The sequence below is a fragment of the Streptomyces carpinensis genome (assembly GCF_002154505.1).
Classification (GTDB): domain Bacteria; phylum Actinomycetota; class Actinomycetes; order Streptomycetales; family Streptomycetaceae; genus Streptomyces; species Streptomyces carpinensis.
The window spans coordinates 13,231-28,189 of sequence record NZ_MUBM01000129.1; the positions used below are offsets into that span (position 1 = coordinate 13,231).

The following is a 14,959-nucleotide window of genomic DNA, read 5'->3' on the forward strand; positions in this document are numbered from 1 at the left end:
GTCAGGCGGTCGGACCGCCGAAGATGTCGATACGGTCGCCCTCGGCGAGGGTCACGATCGCGCGCTTGGTCGCCGCACGCTGGCCGAAGCCGGTGCGGGTCCGCTTGCGCTTGCCCTGGCGGTTGATCGTGTTGACCCCGGTGACCTTGACCTCGAAGACCGCCTGGACGGCCTCCTTGATCTGGGTCTTGTTGGCACGCGGGTCGACGATGAACGTGTACTTGTTCTCGTCGAGGAGCGCGTAGCTCTTCTCGGAGACGACCGGCTTGACCAGGACGTCACGGGGGTCCGTGTACGACTTGCTCAGCGGGGTCTCGACGGTGTTCTTGCCCTCGGCGGCGTGACGGCGCGCCTTGGCGACGCGCGCGGCCTTGGCGGCCTTGGCGGCCTTCGAGGCGATGGAGGGGTGACGCGTAGCCATCAGGCCTCGCTCCCTTCGGTGTCGTTGGCCTTGTTCGGGCCGGCGACGAAGGACTCGAAAGCGGCCTTGGTGAAGACCACGTCGTCCGAGACGAGAACGTCGTACGTGTTCAGCTGGCCCGGCTCCAGGATGTGGACCTGGGGCAGGTTGCGGGCGGACAGCCACGCGGCCTCGTCGGAGCGGTCGGCGACGAGCAGCAGGTTCTTGCGCTCGCTGATCTTGCCGAACAGCGTCTTGGCGGCCTTGGTGGAGATCTCGCCCTCGACCACGCCGGTGACGACGTGGATGCGGTTGTGGCGGGCCCGGTCGGTGAGGGCGTGGCGCAGGGCCGCGGCCTTCATCTTCTTCGGGGTCCGCTGCGAGTAGTCGCGCGGCACGGGACCGTGCACGACGCCACCACCGGCGAACTGCGGCGCGCGGGTCGAACCCTGGCGGGCGCGACCGGTGCCCTTCTGGCGGTACGGCTTCTTGCCACCGCCACGGACCTCGCCGCGGGTCTTGGTCTTGTGCGTGCCCTGGCGGGCGGCGGCCAGCTGCGCGACGACGACCTGGTGGATCAGCGGAACGCTGACCTTCTCAACGCCGAAGATCTCCGCGGGGAGCTCGACGGAACCGGCCTTCTCGCCCGCCGGCGAAAGGATGTCAACAGTGCTCATCGGTTACCTCAGGCCCCCTTGGCCGCGGTGCGGACCAGGACGAGGCCGCCGTTCGGACCGGGAACCGCGCCCTTGATGAGCAGCAGACCCTTCTCCGCGTCAACGGCGTGGACGGTCAGGTTCTGGGTGGTGACCCGCTCGTTGCCCATACGACCCGCCATGCGGAGGCCCTTGAACACACGGCCCGGGGTGGCGCAGCCACCGATGGAACCGGGAGAGCGGTGCTTGCGCTGGGTGCCGTGACCGGCGCCGAGGCCACCGAAGTTGTGGCGCTTCATGACACCGGCGAAGCCCTTGCCCTTGCTCTTGCCGGTGACGTCGACCTTCACGCCGGCCTCGAACACCTCAGCGGTGATCTCCTGGCCGAGGGCGTACTCGGCGGCGTCCGCGGTGCGGATCTCGACGAGGTGACGACGGGGGGTGACGTCGGCCTTCGCGAAGTGGCCCTTGAGGGGCTTGTTCACCTTGCGCGGGTCGATCTCGCCGAAGGCGATCTGCACGGACTCGTAGCCGTCGACGTCGTTGGTACGAACCTGGGTGACGACGTTCGGGCCGGCCTTGACGACGGTGACCGGAACAACACGGTTGTTCTCGTCCCACACCTGCGTCATGCCGAGCTTCTCGCCCAGGATGCCCTTGATCTGCTTAGCCATCTCTCAGATCACCGCGCCTCAGAGCTTGATCTCGATGTCGACACCGGCCGGGAGGTCGAGTCGCATCAGAGAGTCAACGGTCTTGGGGGTCGGGTCGAGGATGTCGATCAGGCGCTTGTGCGTGCGCATCTCGAAGTGCTCGCGCGAGTCCTTGTACTTGTGCGGCGACTTGATGACGCAGTACACGTTCTTCTCAGTGGGCAGCGGCACCGGGCCCGCGACCGACGCACCAGTGCGGGTCACCGTCTCGACGATCTTCTTCGCCGAGGAGTCGATGACCTCGTGGTCGTAGGCCTTGAGCCGGATGCGGATCTTCTGTCCCGCCATGGCTACTTCGTAGTCCTGTCTCTTCTCACGCTCTGGAACCCGGTGCTTGCCTGGTTTCCCTTGGCCTCCTCCGACCCACGCGGTCGGGCGTGTCGCGCTCCCGCTGACATGGATGTCCCTTGTTCGAACATCCCTGCGTGGGGAGCACGGCCCTTTCGGAACCGCTGGACCGAGGGTGAAGACCCACCGGGTGCCTGGCCGGTGCCGCGCCCACACTTCCCGGAAGATTCCCGTACGTCCGCCCCAGCGCTGCCATCAGGCAGTTAAGGCGACGAGTACTGTGGGACTCGCTTCCGGTCCTCCCGGCGGGAGGCGCGCAGCATCAACACTCGACCGAGCAACTCGGACAGTCTGCCATAGAGGGCGGCAGCCTGGCCAATCGAGCCGAAGAGATTACCCCGGGGGTGGCAGAGGTCAAACGGGGACTCGACGCGGCTGCCCCTGTCGGGCACGCCGAAGCGGCGGACGGGAGGGTTCCCCGTCCGCCGGTCCGGCTCGTCGTGCGCCCGCCTTCCGCCTCTGGAGGCCCCTGCTCCTGGAGGCTGCCGGAGATCCCTAGGGCCTCTCATTTGCATCATGCCGGGCTCGCGGGGCCTGGCACGCGCTCCCCCCACTGCCTCAAGGGCGTGGGTGGTGCCCCCAGCGGCGTTGTCGTCGGTCGCCGACGCTCCGCGTCGACGCCCTCCTCCGCCTTGCAGCTGCACGCACCAGACCCCGCTCCCTGATCCGGCCTGATCCGAACGAAAGACCCTACTCCCGGAGGGAAAGGATCTCGTTCGCCCCGGAGGGATCGCGCGGCCCCAGGATGCGCAGCGCGTCCCGCAGGAGCGTGCTGGAGGTGTGCGCGGTGTAGGGGAAGTAGACGACGTCCACACCGAGCTTCGCGAACTCGGTTTCGAGGTTGGTCCAGACCTCTGAGCCGAGCCAGTCGTCGCCCTTGAAGATGACGTCGAAACCGACCTGCTTCCAGGCCTCGATCTTGTCGTTCACCGTGGCGACGAAGGTCCCGTCCACATGGCGCACGCTGCGGACGATCTCCAGTCGCTCGGAGAGCGGCACGACGGGCGGCCGGCCCTTCAGCTGCGCCACCAGGTCGTCGGTGCAGACGCCCGCGATCAACCGGTCGCAGTGCTCCCGGGCCCGGCGCAGGATGTTGAGGTGCCCCACGTGGAACAGGTCGAAGACCCCTGGCGCGTACCCGAGGCGCTCTCCCATCAGTGCGCTCCCGCCGACCGCTTCGCGGCGGCTGCGGTCACCTCGACCGCTTGCGACCTCGGCAGGGTGTTCGCGCCGTCCGTGACGGCGATCGTGTAGCGGTGGCGGGAGCCGGGGGTGACGGAGTCCGTGTACTTCATCTGCGGGCGCTTCCACGCGACCGACTGCTGCCTCATCGTGGCCACGAGGACGCCGTCGCGGTAGATCCGGTAGGTCAGCTCCGCGTCGTCCCGGTCCCATGCGGCACGCCAGGTGAGTGTCACACCGCCCGCGCGGGAACTCCCGGCCGTGAGCCGGGGAGCCGCTTCCGGCGCCGCGTTGCCGGGCCCGGCGCCGAAGCGCGTCAGCCCCTGCTGAGGTCTGCCGTTGACCGTGGTGAACTCGCCGCCCGCCCAGAGGATCCCGCCGGCCATCACCAGGGCTCGGGGACCGATCTTTTCGCCGATTCCGTCGTTGGTGTCGGGGAACCAGTGCAGAATCCGCTTGTCCCGGACCGATTGAGCCAGGAAGTGGTGACGGGGTCCGTCGGGGAAGCCACCCGGTGTCGAGCGGCATTCGTGGGCGTGGGATCCGCTGTACAGGGCTCCCTTGTACACCACAAGAGCCTGGGTGGCGCCCTGGCAGTCGTCCTTCCAGAGCATCGTGCCGTCGGACAGCCGGCCGGCGATGCGCCCGTCGAAGCGCCCCACCCCTCTGCCCTCGGCTCCCACGTAGAAGGCGGTGTCGTCCCTCGCCAGCGCCTTCACCGCCGATCCTTCCGGGACCCAGTGCGGGTACGAGACGGCTGTCGAGCCCTTCGACGCGTCGAGGGCGACCAGTGCCCGCTGCGGGGCACCGTTGACCCGGTGGAAGTCGCCACCGACGATCACTTTCCCGCGGTCCGGTGCGGCGAGGACGGCCCTGACCGGTGCATCGACGTCCGCCGTGAACGGCAGCACCGAGCCGCTGGGACCGAGCGCCGCGATGCGGTGCCTGGACCGGCCGCTGACGGTCATGAAGTCGCCGCCGAGGTACACGGCGGTGTCGGTCGTGTCGATGGCCCGGACGGTCGCCGACACGGCGGGACGGAAATCCTTGCGCAGGGAGCAGTCGGCCGTGTTCAGCGCGACCGCGCTGGCCACTCCGGTGCCGCCGGCCCTGCTGAAGTAGCCCCCGACGTACAGCCTCTTGCCGTCGCGCGACGCCTTCAGTGCCCGTACGGTGCTGCTGGTGCCCGAGAAGGCGGGGGCGCACGGCAGCAGCGCGCCGGTGGCGGCGTCGAACGCGGCGAAGTTCTTGCGCGGGACCTGCTTCTCGCCGGGTTTGGCGCCCGGCGGCCGGACGTTGCCGAAGGTGCCGCCGACGTACACCACACCGCGCGCGTACTCGACCGACCAGACGATGCCGTCCGTCTGCCATGTCGCCAGCGGACGGGCGGTGAGGGTCTTCCCGGCGGCGCGGGTCTTTTCGTTCTTCTGGCCGCTGGCGGCCGAGTTGGCGGCGGTCAGCAGCGAAGCGGCCACGAGGAGGACCGCGGTCGAAGCAGTGGCCACGGCCCTCGTCGTGTGTTTTCTCAGGCGCATGCGTTTACCCCGGGGTGGAGGTGTAAGGGTGCGAGAAGAAGCGGAGGGGTTTTTCAGAATTCGGTTCCACGACGGCTTTGCGAGACACGTGCATGGAGCACACCGGCCGGCTCATACGCTCCCGGCGTGGCGGGAAATCGGTGCAAACGTATACCGAGCGCACCGATTCCCTGGGTAATTCCGATAGCGAGTCCGATCCCCGTGTCGCCCGTCGGCAACCTGCGGGAACCTGCGGCCGAGAAGTTTTCGACGACGCCGGCCGCTTCCCACGAAAAGGCGGCTCCCGGAATGCCCGAACGAGGAGCGGCGAGGATTCCGGCGGTCTGCTTCGGTCCGCGCTGATGCCGAAGAGGGAGGAAATGGCCCGCGGACCGGCGAAGGCGGTCGCGGCGGGGGAAACGGCTGCGAAGGCGCGCGTCACCCGGAGACGGTGAGGGTGTCGTCCTGCGCGGACGAGCCGTCCTGCGGCTGCGGGAGCTTTTCTTTCCCCGCCGTGCCGTCGGCGTGCTGTCCGGGCACGGGCGGCTGGGCGGCCTCCGGGACGGATGCGGCCGGCGTCGTGGCCGGACCCTCTTTCTTCGGCCGATGCCCCCAGTTGCGCCGTGCATCGGCGTCGAGCACCGCGCCCACGATGCGACCGCCGGAGCAACCGATGTGCTCCCGCAGCCGCTTGAGGTCGTCGCGCCTGGTGTGGTCACCGCCCACCACGAGGACGCCGTCGACGCGTTGGGCCACGGCGAGACCGTCGGTGCGTTCGAGCAGCGGTCGGGTGATGGCGATGACCGTCATACCGGAATCGGCGCACGGCACGGCACGGGTCACCGTGGCGGAGGCCGCGACGTCGTCGGTGCCGCGTGTTCCCGGAACGAGCAGGAAACGCCCGGCCGTGCCCGCGTCGACGGCGACCCGACCCTCGGGCGGACCGGCCGCCTCGCCGCCGGCACCGGAGTCGTCGGCGGCCAGTGGCAGTCGTGCCGAGAGGCCGGGCGTGCTCGCGGTGGCGTCCACCAGCAGTACGTCGTCACCGGACTCGGCGAGGGCCGCGGCGAGATTCACCGCGGCGGCCTCCGCGTTGCCGTCCTGCTTCGGCGCGACGACCAGGAGGGTGCGCCCGACCACGCCGTCCTTGCCGTGCCGGAGCCGGAAGGCGAGAGTCCGGTAGGCCTCCGCACGGCTGCCGGCGACCCGGCCGACCTGCAGCAGCTCGTCCTTGTCGTCCCCCGTGCCGCGGCCCGGGAGGATGCCAAGCACGGGGGCGTCGAGCACCGCCTGGACCTCGCCGACCGAGCGCACCCGCGGTTCGAGGGCGGACCTCAGCCACGCGAGCACGATGCCCAAGAGGACGCCTGCCAGCAGGCCCAGGCCGATCAGTGCACCTCTGCCCGGTCCCGAGGGCCGCGCCGGGGGCTCGGCCACGCGCACGATGTCACCGCCGCTGGTGTCGAAGGCCCGGATGTCCGAGATCCGCTTCTGCAGCGCGTTGATCTGGTCCCGTCGGGCCCCGGCCGCCGGATCGTCCGTCTTCGCGGTGCTCCCCTTGGCGGCCAGCACGCCGATCTGCTGCTCCAGCCCACTCGTCATCCGCTGCACCGTGGCCCGGGTCCTGTCCTGGCGATCGGCGAGGTAGGCCTGCGCGAACGCGTTGGCCACCCGGGCCGCCCGCCGCGGGCTCGCCGCGGTGTACGTGAATCTGAGCACCTGGCTGTCGGGGGGATTCGTGACGCGCAGGTCCGCCGGAAGCGTGGCGGCTCGGGACGGTTCGCCCAGCGCCCGTGCCGCACGGGTCGCGACGGTGGCGCTCAGGCCGATCTGCCGTTCCGTTCCCATGCTCAACTGGTTGTCGACGGACACGCCGTACGTGCTGAACGGGTCCACCTTCGAGCGGACGAGAACGTCGGCGGTGGAGGTGTAGCTGCCTGCGCGGAGCTGCACGAGCAGCAGCCCGCCGAGCAGCCCGAGGGCGATTCCCGCGGCGATGGTGACGGGGTACCGCAGCAGTTGACGCAGCTGGTCGCGGAGCTGGTCCCGTTCCACGTACTGGTCATCGAAGCCGGTGGGGCTGGGCACGGAAGCCTCCTTGTGCGGGGATCGGTACGTGGTCGGCGTCCGCGGGCGGACACGCCGGTGAAGGAGAACGGGACGACCGGGCGGCGGACGAGCTGATGACCAGCGGAAGGGCCAGGAACAGCGTCATCGGCGCCATGACGGCCAGGAGGCTGCCGCGCAGAAAGATCATCTGGTAGAAGGCGAAGGCCGGGACCAGCAGCACGGCCAGCGTGGCCCGCCTGCCCCGGAGCCGTTCCCGGATGTCGTCCATGCGGCGCCCGGCCGCGCCCAACAGGCAGAAGACGGCCACCACGGCGGGAGCACCACCCCACAGATAGCTCTCGATCCACAGCGGCGCCGAGAGATTCTGGAACCGGTAGCCCGCGTACTCGGCGAGCGTCGTGGCGACGGGCTCAGGTTTGCCGGGCCATGCCGAGCGCGGGACCATGAACAGGGCCGGGCCGAGCACCGCGGACGGCGAGAAGCCGGCCTCTTTCACGTAGTCGACGCCTACCAGCATCTGCTGGAAGGCGTCGTAGTCCATGTTGGTGGTGAACTGCTCCGCCGGACTCAGCACCTGGATGGCCTCACGTTTGTCGGTGCGGAAGTAGTCGCTGTAGGGGAAGACGAGCAGCACCACGGCTGCGAGCGCCGCCGCCGCGAGGCGGAAGGCGCGCGGCCGGCTGAACCGGCGCCATGAGAAGAGCAGGACCAGCAGGACGGTTCCGACCCAGAAACGCGGCCTGCTGATCGGGTTGTTGACGACCGCGTTGAGCCCGAGGAAGAGCGGGAGCAGCAGCAGGCGGACGGCGCGCAGCAGCCGGTCGCCCGCCCTCGGACGCGGCAGGTGCAGCAGGGCCACCAGCGCCCAGAAGGCGGGGGCGGCGAGGATCGAGACCTCGAGCGCCTTCGACATCTCCCCGTCGGCGCCCGCCTGTTCCAGGGCCTGCCGGCTGCTGAAGAAGACGCCTGGTCCGCCGGCCCGGGGGATGAGCAGGATCGCGAGAACGAGCGACAGACCGCACAGGAGCAGTGCGCGCACGGGTGCGATCCGGCGGGAGAGCAGCGGTTCGAGGACGACCGATCGGCCGGCCGCGCGCCTGGCGAGGGCCGCTCCGGCGCTGTAGGCGACGAGCCCGAGTTCGGTCAGGGCGGTGGCGGTGAACGCGGTGGCCGCGCCGGTCCGGTATCCCTCGGGGTAGGTGTCGGTGGCGAGCATCGCCAGCGGCGCCAGCCCGAGCCATACGTAGGTGAAGAGCCAGAAACCGAGTGCGGTGAGCCGCACGGAGGTGTCGGTCAGTACCCGAGCGAGCGCCCCACCGCTGTGCGCCACGACCACGCACTGCGCGGCGAGCGTGAGGACGGGGTGCGTGCCGGGGCTCAGCAGGACCAGGCCGGGCAGCAGGACCATGAGCACCAGGGCCCAGGCCCCTACCGCAGCCGTGCAACGGACTCGACCGTCCCGCACTCGCATCCCCTCACCGAGGCGTCGGAACCGAATGAACCGAAAAAATCAGGAGTGATCGAGTTATAGCTCAGTTACCACGCATACCGGTCGCCATCGAGAGCGTTTCGCGTCATAAAGTATCAATTTCTGTCGTATTTTCATTGAATGACCGATATTTTCGAGGGGCGCCGCGTCCTCCTCGTGTCGACCAACTACGCGCCGGAGCACACCGGAATCGCGCCCTACTCGACCCTGACCGCGGAACACCTGGCCGCCCTCGGCGCCGACGTCGATGTCCTGACGGGTATGCCGCACTACCCCGAGTGGCGGGTGCACGGCGACTACGAGGGGCGCTGGCGCACGGTGGAGAACCGGAAAGGCGTCCGGGTCCACCGCCGTCGCGGCTTCGTGCCCGCGCGCCAGACGGCACTGCGCAGAGCGGCCTACGAGACCAGCTTCCTGGCACACGGCTCGATCCGGCCGCCCGCCGGACGGCCGGACGTGGTGATCAGCCAGATGCCGACCCTCGCGGGCGGCGTCATCGGCGGCCGGCTCGCCCGCCGCCACGGGGTGCCGCACGTGGTCGTGGTGCAGGACCTCATGGGCGCTGCGGCGGCGCAGAGCGGGATCAGCGGCGGTGGCCGCGTGGCGTCCCTGGTGGCCCGGGTGGAGGGTCGGGTCCTGCGCGGGGCCGCCCTGACCGGCGTGGTGCACGAGTCGTTCGTCGACCGCGTCACCGCCATGGGCGTGCCGGGTCCGAGGGTCAGGGTGGTGCCCAACTGGACCCATGTGCCGCCCCCGACCGGCGACCGCCGGGCGGTACGGGCGCGGCTCGCCTGGGGCGAGGAGGACTTCGTCCTGCTGCACGCGGGCAACATGGGGCTGAAGCAGGGCCTGGAGGTGCTCGTCGAGACCGCCCGGATCGCGGCCCGCGACACCCCGCGCCTGCGGATCGTCCTCATGGGCGACGGCAGCCGCCGGGCCCACCTGGAACGCCTCGCGTCCGGCCTGCCGAACCTCTGCTTCCTTCCGCCCGCGACCGAGGCGGACTTCCCCGACGTGCTGGCCGCGGCGGACGTCCTCGCCGTCACCCAGCGGGCGTCCGTGCTGGACATGAGCCTGCCGTCCAAGCTGACGTCGTACTTCGCGAGCGGGCGTCCGGTCGTGGCCTCGGTGGCCGCCGAAGGCGGCACGGCCCAGGAGGTGCGCCGCTCCCGTGCCGGGGTCGTCGTCCGCGCGGAGGACCCGGAGGCGCTGCACGGCGCGGTCGCGGGACTGATGCGCGACCCCGGCGGCTCGGCCGCGCTCGGCGCGCACGGCCCCGCCTACGTCCGGGAACGGCTCAGCCCCGAGGCCGGACTCGGCCGGATCACCGCGATGCTGTCCGAGGCCCTGGCCGGGTGACGACCACCCTCGCAGACGGCCCGCCGGTTCATCGGCGGGCCGTCTGCTCTTCGGCGGGACGTCTGCACGGCCCCCGGAACCGAGGAGATCCGGTCAGAGACGGCCTTCGTCGATCGCCTGGCGTACCCAGGGGACGACCTTGTCGAGGATCTCGTCCAGCGTGGTCGTCGCGGTGAAGCCGAGCAGGTCCCTGGCCTTGGACACATCGGGCGACCGGCGCTGCACGTCGTGCTCGAAGGGCTGGTCGGTGGTGTATCGGAACGGCTCGTCGGGCCCCTTGACCTTGAGCCAGATCCGCTCCGCCAGCTCCAGGACGGTGGTCGGCTCCTCGCTCGCGAGGTTGAAGTCCTGGTTGAGCGCGGCGGGGTGGAAGATCGCGGCGCAGATCCCACGGGCCAGGTCCCCGCCGTAGGTGAAGTGCCGCACCTGGGCACCGCTGCCGAGGATGTGCAGCGGGTCCTGGCCCTTGAGCACCTTCTGCACCAGGTCGGGAACGACGTGCGACATGCTGATCTTGATGTCGCCCGAGCGCTCCTCGCTCTGCCCGACGGTCCGCTCCTCCCCCACGTCCACGCAGTTGAAGGGCCGCACGATGGTGAAGGGGAGGCCGTACTGGTCGTGGGCCGCCCTGGCGAAGTACTCCACCGCCAGCTTCTGGAAGCCGTACGAGGACGACGGTGCGGGGATGCGGCGCTCGTCGCCCTCCCGGGACGGCCAGAAGCCGGTGTTCTCGTACACCATCGAGGAGCTCAGGTACGTCACCTTCTGCAGCGGTCCGTCGCCGTGGACCCGGATCGCCGCGTCGCAGGCGGCGGCGGTGATCCGCTCGTTGGTGGCCAGGAGGTCGTAGGCGTAGGTGTGGAAGTAGGAGATACCGCCGATCATGGCGGCGCCGGCGACGAAGTGGTCGCAGTCCGCCAGCAGGTCCGCCAGCAGGTCGGTGTCGCGGGCGTCTCCCTCGACCAGCCGGTAGCGCGGATCCTCCACCGTGCTGCGGCGGGCCTCACCGTACTTGGAGAAGTTGTCCAGGCCCACCACGGTGTGCCCCTGGTGGAGCAGCTCCCTGACGAGGTAACTGCCGATCAGACCGGACGCGCCGGTGACGAGAACCTTCACAGGAGACCTTTCTGGTGCGAGTTGCGTGCCCGGTTCCTCGGGCCGGATGGCGCAGCGTTGCCCTACTGCCGGTCAGACCCGGACGCCTCTGCCGGTGATTCCCCAGAGGTCCACGACCGGTTTCTCCGTGACCAGGTCCCGGTACTCGGGATGCGGTGTGGCGATGACCAGCACATCGGCCCGGCGCATGACCTCGCCCATCTCCAGGAAACGCGGATCGCTGATGTACGGGTCGGTGCACAGCGTTTCCCGCGCCTTGGCCGTCAGGATTCTGCGCAGCTTGAACGACAGGCTTTCGCGCGCGTCGTCGCTGCCCGCCTTGAATCCCATGCCGAGCACGCCCACGCGCGTGTCCGCGAGCGGGAACCTGCGCTCCAGCCGGGACACGAGGTAGAGCGGCAGTCCCTCGTTGACGAGCATCGCCGCGTGTCCGAGCACGAAGTTGTTGCCGGTGAACGCGGCCAGCTGCAAGGTGTCCTTCAGCAGGCAGGGGCCGGCCGCGAATCCCGCTCCCGGCATGTCGGCGGCCCGCGGGTACTCGTAGGTGATCGCCTGGCGGATGCGCTCGAAGTCGAGTCCGAAGTCGTTCGCCATCATCCAGAACTGGTTGACCGTCGCGAACTTGACGTAACGCCAGGTGTTGGCGAAGAGCTTGGCGAGCTCCGCCTCCTCCGGCGCGATGCGGACGATCTTGTCGGTGAGGGTGCGGAAGAACTTCTCCGCCCGGTCGCCCGCCTGCTGCGACCGGGCCGCCACCAGCTGCGGCAGCTCGAACAGTTCGGTCATGGCCGCGCCCTCGGCGATGCGCTCCGGGCAGAAGGCCACGTCAACGGCCTTGCCGAGCCGCTCCAGCAGCCGCTCGGTCAGCGCGGTGACTCCGGGGTGCACCGTGCTTCTGAGCATGACCAGCTGCCCGTCCCGCAGGTGCTCGGCGCAGCGCTCCAACGCCCGGGGGACCGCGCCGAGATCCGGGTTGAGATGCTCGTCCACCGGCGTCCCCACCACCACGATCAGGTTCTCCGTGGTGGCGACGCTCGCACCGTCGGTCGTGGCGCGCAGCAGACCGTCGCACACGCTCCGGCGCAGCGGCTCCGCGGCCCCGGCCTCGTGGAACGGAAGCTCTCCCCGGTTGACCGTGTCGACGGCCGCGGCGTCGATGTCGTAGAGCGTGACCGAGAGCATTCCGCGCGCGGCGAGGGCGATCCCCAGGGGCAGTCCCACGCGCCCGCAACCGCCGATGATGACCACGTCCGCGGCCGGCAGCGAGTTTTCCGTGCCGCCACACAATTGCTCGTTCATTCCTGGAACTCATCTCCGTCGTTCGGGCCACCTGTGGCGGGCGCGCAACGATGCGTGAAAACCGTACAAGGGCTTTTCTGAAAAGAATGATTCGGCAACAGGCCGCACGGCACGGTTACTCCGTACAGCCGATATGACACGGACGCCGGTAGATCTCCTCCAGCCGGTCCGTCACCGCGTGAATGGAGAAGATCTCTTCGACGGCGCGATGACCGGCTTTCGCCAGGGCCTCACACCTGTTCTCGTCGGACAGCAGACCGCACACCGCGTCGGCCATCTCCCGCGGACTGCCGTCGGTGACGACCGCCGCACCCCGGCGAGCCAGCTCGTCCGCGATGCCGCAGGTGTCCGTGCACACCACGGGAGTGCCGACGGAAAGCGCCTCCATCACGGTCATGGGGAACGGCTCGTCAACGCTCGGCAGCACGTACACCGACGCCCGCGCCTGGGCGCGCACCGCCGCGGCGTAGTCCAGCGCCCCGGCGTAGGAGACGACGCCCTTCATCCCGTGATCGGCGATGATCCGGCGCACCGCCGGCAGCGACCCCTCGTCCGGCCCGTACAGGGTGAAGCGGGCGTCGGGCGTCTTCCGGTGCACAAGTGCGGCCATCTCGACGAACGCCTCCGGGCGCTTGCGCGGGTGCAGCCGGGCGAGAAAGATCACCTCCCGGTCGCGCCGGCGATGCCGTACCGCCGTCCCGGCATGTTCCGGCCGCACTCCGTTGGGCAGCGTCAGCAGCGGCGGCCCCTCGGGGCCGACCACCTCGGTCACGGCCCGCCGCTCCCGTTCGGTGAGGACCAGGCAGCCCTGTGCCCGCCGCAGCAGGGGCACGTACACGCGGTCGAAGAGCCGGGCGACGGCCCCGTGGCGGGACTCGACCATGCCGTGCGTCTGCGTGAAGAACTTCTTGCGGCGCAGCGCGGCCACGGCGAGCGCCGTGAGGGACACCAGGTCACGTCCCGCGTGGATGTGCACCACATCGGCCCTGCCCATGCAGCGCCACAGGTCCCTGACCAGGAGCGGGTGCATGAGTCCGATGACACGCCCCGGAATCAGCGCACGCGCCGGGCGTGTCCGCAGTGGCACCGAGCCGACGCGTTCCGGCGCCCGGGACCTGCCGCGCCACAAGGACACCAAGGTGACCTCGTGGCCGCGCGCCGCGCACTCCTCCAGCTGTCCCGTCGCCACGCTCGTCGGCCCGCCGTACGCTCCGTCGTCACTGACGAGCGTCACCACATGAACGATCCTCACGCTGCGACTCCTGTCGTGAGGACCGCGCCCGGGGCGACGTCGTGGTGGGCGACCGACGCGGCACCCACCACCGCGCCGCGGCCCACGGTCACGCCCCGCAGCACGACCGCCCGCGCGGCGACCCAGGCACCTGGCTCCACGCGAATGGGCGCGTTGTCGAACTCGAAGGTGGAGCTGCGGCGTTGGTGGCTTCCGGTGCACAACAGCGCCTCCTGGGAGACGCAGACATCGCTGCCGATGGTGATCGGCTCAAGGTTCAGCAGCCAGGCCCCCTCGCCGATCCACACGTCGTCGCCGACTTCCAGCCGCCAGGGCCAGTGCACCCGCACCCCGTGACGGATCAGCACCCGCTGCCCGATCCGCGCGCCGAACGCCCGCAGCAGAGCCGGCCGCCACCTTGCCGGGAACCACCATCTGACGAAGACGAGACGGAGAACGGCGAACCAGGCGGCCTGGACCAGCAGGGTGCGCCCTTTGTCGTAGCCCGCTCCGGTGAAACCCCTCAGGGAACGCTCCATGATGGCCATCAGGACAACTCCCGGAACCATTTGACGAGAAATGCCGGTACGAACACCAGGTGTGCCGCGAGCAGAGACAGGTAGAGCGCGAGAAATAGCCTTTCGTTTCCCAGGAACAAGAAGATCAGGCAGAGCAGGCCGAAGTCCACGGGCAGCAGCGCCACGCCCCGGACGGCGGAGGGCGGCTGCGACGGGCGGAGGTCCACGGCCGCCCGTCGCGTTCTGAGCTGTCCCGCCAGCATCCCGCCGAAGAACAGCAGGACGGCAGCGAACTGAAAAGCGATCGGGGCCAGCAGCAGGGCCGGTGGCAGATGGTCGAAGAAGCGGTGGAGCGAAATCAGCACGGCGGCATGGATTCCCAGCAGCTTCGCGCAGTCCACCACATGGTCCATCCACTCCCCGGACGGGCTGGCGGATCGGTTCAGCCGCGCCAGTTGGCCGTCCGCGGAATCGAGCGCGAATCCGATGAGCAGGGCGAGCGCGACCCAGCACCCGAGCGCGGGAGAAGGGCGGTGAAAGGCGATGGCGGTGATGCCTGCCAGGCTGGCCATTCCGCTGGCGGCGGTCACTTGGTTGGGTGAAAGCCCCATGCAGTGTGCCGCCGCCGCGAGCAGCCTGCCGACCGGCCGATTGACGAAGCGTGTGTAGGCGGGAACCCCCGAAGCGGTTTTCTGCGCCTTCGAGAGCTGCCGCACCGCGGTGGAGAAGTCCGCTCGCGGAACCTCGCACCTGAATTGTTGGAATGATCGCCGCCGGCCCGAATCCTCAGTGGCGTCCATGCGTGAAGGCTCCGAAGTTCGACACGGAAAAGCAATTCGCCCTGCTGCAGGTCATTGGCCAAAAGTAGGCAGCTCGACCTCGCCTCACCGGATTCGACAGGCAGGCTTATCGCAAGATCCACCCGATCAGCCTCGATATTTCATGACCGGCTGAGCCTTTTCGGCACCGGCGGCCCAGGATGAGGACCGGGCGTGCGTGCGACGCCGCACTCGACCGGTGCCCGTGCGACGGGCGGAGTGCGGAGGCGAATGCCCACGTTCATG

At 69.7% G+C, this 14,959-nt stretch carries 14 protein-coding genes; 1 reads left to right on the forward strand and 13 read right to left on the reverse strand.

Annotated elements, in window-relative coordinates; genetic code table 11:
- Position 1 precedes the first annotated feature (1 nt).
- From rplW to BZY54_RS18110, 8 genes are all read right to left on the reverse strand, one after another.
- Positions 2 to 421, reverse strand: a complete 420-nt coding sequence (gene rplW, locus BZY54_RS18075) for a 50S ribosomal protein L23 (RefSeq protein ID WP_086726225.1) — start codon at positions 419 to 421, stop codon at positions 2 to 4.
- Positions 421 to 1,077, reverse strand: coding sequence for a 50S ribosomal protein L4 (gene rplD / locus BZY54_RS18080; protein ID WP_086726226.1), 657 nt, complete (start codon positions 1,075 to 1,077; stop codon positions 421 to 423). The genes rplW and rplD overlap by 1 nt, the downstream gene beginning before the upstream one ends.
- An 8-nt stretch (positions 1,078 to 1,085) precedes the next feature.
- The gene (rplC, locus tag BZY54_RS18085) at positions 1,086 to 1,730 is read right to left on the reverse strand and encodes a 50S ribosomal protein L3 (protein ID WP_086726227.1); all 645 of its coding nucleotides are present in this window, start codon (positions 1,728 to 1,730) and stop codon (positions 1,086 to 1,088) included.
- 18 nt (positions 1,731 to 1,748) lie between these two features.
- A complete protein-coding gene (rpsJ, locus tag BZY54_RS18090) occupies positions 1,749 to 2,057 on the reverse strand; it encodes a 30S ribosomal protein S10 (protein ID WP_003948644.1) in 309 nt (102 codons plus the stop codon).
- A 750-nt stretch (positions 2,058 to 2,807) separates the two neighbouring features.
- Entirely contained in the window at positions 2,808 to 3,272 is a 465-nt protein-coding gene (locus BZY54_RS18095; protein WP_086726228.1) for an FAD synthase family protein, read from the reverse strand.
- Positions 3,272 to 4,804, reverse strand: coding sequence for a fibronectin type III domain-containing protein (locus BZY54_RS18100; protein WP_244217211.1), 1,533 nt, complete (start codon positions 4,802 to 4,804; stop codon positions 3,272 to 3,274). The genes BZY54_RS18095 and BZY54_RS18100 overlap by 1 nt, the downstream gene beginning before the upstream one ends.
- Positions 4,805 to 5,251: 447 nt before the next feature.
- Positions 5,252 to 6,901, reverse strand: a complete 1,650-nt coding sequence (locus tag BZY54_RS18105; RefSeq protein ID WP_086726230.1) for a hypothetical protein — start codon at positions 6,899 to 6,901, stop codon at positions 5,252 to 5,254.
- Positions 6,876 to 8,291, reverse strand: coding sequence for a hypothetical protein (locus tag BZY54_RS18110; RefSeq protein WP_208640688.1), 1,416 nt, complete (start codon positions 8,289 to 8,291; stop codon positions 6,876 to 6,878). The genes BZY54_RS18105 and BZY54_RS18110 overlap by 26 nt, the downstream gene beginning before the upstream one ends.
- A gap of 201 nt (positions 8,292 to 8,492) precedes the next feature.
- Here BZY54_RS18110 and BZY54_RS18115 point away from each other — a divergent pair, with 201 nt between their 5' ends.
- A complete protein-coding gene (locus BZY54_RS18115) occupies positions 8,493 to 9,731 on the forward strand; it encodes a glycosyltransferase (RefSeq protein ID WP_086726231.1) in 1,239 nt (412 codons plus the stop codon).
- A gap of 93 nt (positions 9,732 to 9,824) precedes the next feature.
- On the opposite strand, the gene BZY54_RS18120 is transcribed toward BZY54_RS18115, so the two are convergent.
- The 5 genes from BZY54_RS18120 to BZY54_RS18140 all read right to left on the reverse strand — a co-directional run bounded on the left by BZY54_RS18120 (position 9,825) and on the right by BZY54_RS18140 (position 14,695).
- Positions 9,825 to 10,847, reverse strand: coding sequence for an NAD-dependent epimerase/dehydratase family protein (locus tag BZY54_RS18120; RefSeq protein WP_086726232.1), 1,023 nt, complete (start codon positions 10,845 to 10,847; stop codon positions 9,825 to 9,827).
- A 72-nt stretch (positions 10,848 to 10,919) separates the two neighbouring features.
- A complete protein-coding gene (locus BZY54_RS18125) occupies positions 10,920 to 12,146 on the reverse strand; it encodes a nucleotide sugar dehydrogenase (protein ID WP_086726233.1) in 1,227 nt (408 codons plus the stop codon).
- Between the two features lie 115 nt (positions 12,147 to 12,261).
- Positions 12,262 to 13,398, reverse strand: a complete 1,137-nt coding sequence (locus tag BZY54_RS18130) for a glycosyltransferase (RefSeq protein ID WP_086726234.1) — start codon at positions 13,396 to 13,398, stop codon at positions 12,262 to 12,264.
- Positions 13,395 to 13,925 (reverse strand): LbetaH domain-containing protein, encoded by a 531-nt coding sequence (locus tag BZY54_RS18135; protein WP_244217212.1) that lies wholly within the window; start codon positions 13,923 to 13,925, stop codon positions 13,395 to 13,397. The genes BZY54_RS18130 and BZY54_RS18135 overlap by 4 nt, the downstream gene beginning before the upstream one ends.
- Positions 13,925 to 14,695, reverse strand: a complete 771-nt coding sequence (locus BZY54_RS18140) for a CDP-alcohol phosphatidyltransferase family protein (RefSeq protein WP_086726236.1) — start codon at positions 14,693 to 14,695, stop codon at positions 13,925 to 13,927. The genes BZY54_RS18135 and BZY54_RS18140 overlap by 1 nt, the downstream gene beginning before the upstream one ends.
- Between the last annotated feature and the right edge of the window lie 264 nt (positions 14,696 to 14,959).